General features: G+C 75.6%; 1 protein-coding gene. It reads right to left on the bottom strand.

What is annotated here, in order from left to right; translation table 11 throughout:
* Positions 1-2883 (bottom strand): DEAD/DEAH box helicase (locus tag ABZ281_RS44070; protein ID WP_356663863.1); only part of this gene is annotated, 2883 nt, incomplete at its 3' end.
* Positions 2884-3078 lie beyond the last annotated feature (195 nt).

A 3078-nucleotide genomic window follows, 5' to 3' on the forward strand; every position in this document is an offset into this window, starting at 1 on the left:
GGCATCCGCGTCCTGGACGCCCCGGTCTCCGGCGGTGAGGCCGGTGCCGTCGAGGGTCAGCTCCCGGTCCGTGAGTTCCGTGAGGGAGGACTCGCCGGAGCCGAGGATCGCGTCGGCCAGGGCACGCTTGGACTGGAGCATCTCGGCGATGCGGTCCTCGACGGTGCCTTCCGTGATGAGGCGGTGCACCTGAACCGGCTGGGTCTGGCCGATGCGGTAGGCGCGGTCGGTGGCCTGTTCCTCGACGGCCGGGTTCCACCAGCGGTCGAAGTGCACGACATGGCCCGCCCGGGTGAGGTTGAGGCCGGTGCCGGCCGCCTTGAGCGACAGCACCAGGACCGGCGTCGAACCTGCCTGGAAGCGGTCCACCATGCGCTCCCGCTCGGGGACCGGCGTGCCGCCGTGGAGGAGCTCGACCGGGACCGCGCGGGTGGCCAGGTGGGAGGTGATCAGGCGGGCCATCCCGACGTACTGGGTGAAGACGAGGGCGGACCCGTCCTCGGCCAGCAGCGTGTCCAGCAACTCGTCCAGCAGGGCGAGTTTCCCGGAGCGGGCGGCGAGCCGGTCGCCGGCGGCCGGGGTGTGCTCCTCCTTGAGGAACAGCGCGGGGTGGTTGCAGATCTGCTTCAGCGAGGTGAGGAGCTTCAGCACCAGGCCGCGGCGGGGCATGCCCTCGGCCGTCTCGATGGCGAGCATCGACTCGCGGACGACCGCCTCGTACAGCGCGGCCTGTTCGCGGGTGAGCGGCACCGGATGATCGGTCTCCGTCTTGGGCGGCAGCTCGGGCACGATGCCCGGGTCGGACTTCTTGCGGCGCAGCAGGAAGGGCCGGACCAGCCGGGCCAGACGCTCCACCGCCTCCTCGTCCTCGCCGTTCTCCACGGCGCGCGCGTGCCGGGCGCGGAAGGACTTCAGCGGGCCGAGCAGGCCCGGGGTCGTCCAGTCGAGCAGCGCCCACAGCTCCGAGAGGTTGTTCTCGACGGGCGTGCCGGTCAGGGCCACGCGCGCGGGGGCCGGGATCGTGCGCAGCGCCTTCGCGGTGGCCGAGTAGGGGTTCTTGACGTGCTGCGCCTCGTCGGCGACGACCATGCCCCAGGTGCGGTCGGCCAGGGCGGGGGCCGCCGAGCGCATGGTGCCGTAGGTGGTGAGGACGAAACCGCCGTCCAGGTCGTCGAGGCTGCGGTCCGGGCCGTGGAAGCGGCGGACGGGGACGCCGGGGGCGAAGCGGTTGATCTCCCGCTGCCAGTTGCCCAGCAGGGAGGCCGGGCAGACGACCAGGGTCGGTTCGCGGCGGGCCCGCTTCAGGTGCAGGGCGATGAGGGTGACGGTCTTGCCGAGGCCCATGTCGTCGGCGAGGCAGCCGCCGAGGCCGAGGGAGGTCATCAGGTCGAGCCAGGCCAGCCCTCGGAGCTGGTAGTCCCGGAGGGTGGCCTGAAGGGCCGGGGGTGGTTCGGCCGGGCGGATCCCCGCGGTCAGGCGGTCGCGCAGGGCGGCCAGCGCACCGACGGGGACGGCCTCGACCGTCTCGCCGTCCACGTCGGCCGTGCCGGTCAGGGCGACGGACAGCGCGTCGACCGGGTCCAGCAGGCCCAGGTCCCGTTTGCGGGCCTTGCGGACGAGGGCCGGGTCGACCAGCACCCACTGGTCGCGCAGCCGGACGACCGGGCGGTGGGCCTCGGCGAGGGTGTCCATCTCGGTGTCGGTGAGCGGGTCGCCGCCGAGCGCGAGCTGCCAGCGGAACCGGAGGAGGTCCTCGCTCTCGAAGAAGCCGGTGCCGTCGGTCGCCGAGCCGGGGGCCGGACGGACCACCGCGGCGGCGGACAGGTCCTGGGCGAGGTCCCGCGGCCAGTGCACGGCGACCCCGGCGGCGGCGAGCCGGGGCGCCGCGACGCCGAGCAGGTCGCTCAGTTCGTCCTCGGTCAGGGCCAGCACGTCGGGCACGTCCTGGTCGGCGAGCCGGTCGAGCGGGGGCCAGACGCGGGCCGCGCGGCGCACGGCGAGGGCGGCGTCCACGCGCGCGCGGGGCCCGAAGGCGTCGTCGGCGGCGCCCGCCCACAGGTCCGCCGCGTCGGCCACGAGCGTGGGGTCGGCGAGGCTGTGCACCTGGACGATCGCGGCTCCGGCGCTGCGGGCACCATCGCAGGCGTCGTCGAACAGGTCGTACGCCGACAGGTCCAGGCGCAGCGAGATCCGCACGCCGGCGTCCATGCCGGCGGCGACCTCGGCGGCCCAGTCGTGGGCGGTGGGCAGATGCTGGGCCTCGCGGGCGGCGAAGGGCCTGCCGGCGGTGTGGGGCGCGGCCGGGGTCCGGGGCAGGGTGTCGGCGACCGCGTCGAGGAAGGCGCGCACCAGGGCTTCCGGTTGGGGCAGCCGGATTGGGCCGGGGCCGGGCAGCGGCACGGCGTGGCCCTCGTAGGGCAGGGCGGCGGCCACCGCGCGCAGGTGCGCGATGTCGTCCGGGTCGAGGGGGCCGGCCCGCCACGCGTCGTGGCCCGTGGCGGTGAGGCCGGGCAGCAGCCGGCCGCGGGCGGTCAGCCGCAGGGCGTGCAGGGCGGCGGCGCCCCAGCAGGCCGTGGCGGGGTGAGCCGCGGGGTCGTGCCGGGCGCGCACGAGGAGCGGCAGGGCCGCGTCGAGCGGGAGGGTCAGCGCGCGGGTGGTGCGTCGCCGGACTCCGGCGGCGCCGTGCCGTCGTACGACGGTCAGCTCGGTGTCCCCGGCGTCCGCCGTGTCTTCTGCGGCCCCTGGGGGAAGTGGCTCGCCCTCCGGGTCCCAGAAGGCGATGCGGCCCTCGCGCGGGAGGGGTGCGGGCAGGAAGACGGCGGGGAGCCGGACCGGGACCGTCGCGTCCCCCGCCCGCTCGGCCACCTGAGCCGCCTCTCGCATACGTCCTGCCACCTCCCGCCCCGCGTGTCGGATCAGTTGTCTCCGACTCTACGGGCGGCCTCTGACAATCGGCCCCGGCGGGCTAGTGCCGCGACAGGCAACGTTCGCCCCGTCACGACGCCCGGCACGCTCCCCCACGCTCTCGACTCCGCTCGAGCAGGGGGTACCCGCACTCGCCGCACCGGCCGAAACCCC

The sequence above is a fragment of the Streptomyces sp. NPDC006265 genome (assembly GCF_040613555.1).
Taxonomy (GTDB): Bacteria; Actinomycetota; Actinomycetes; order Streptomycetales; family Streptomycetaceae; genus Streptomyces.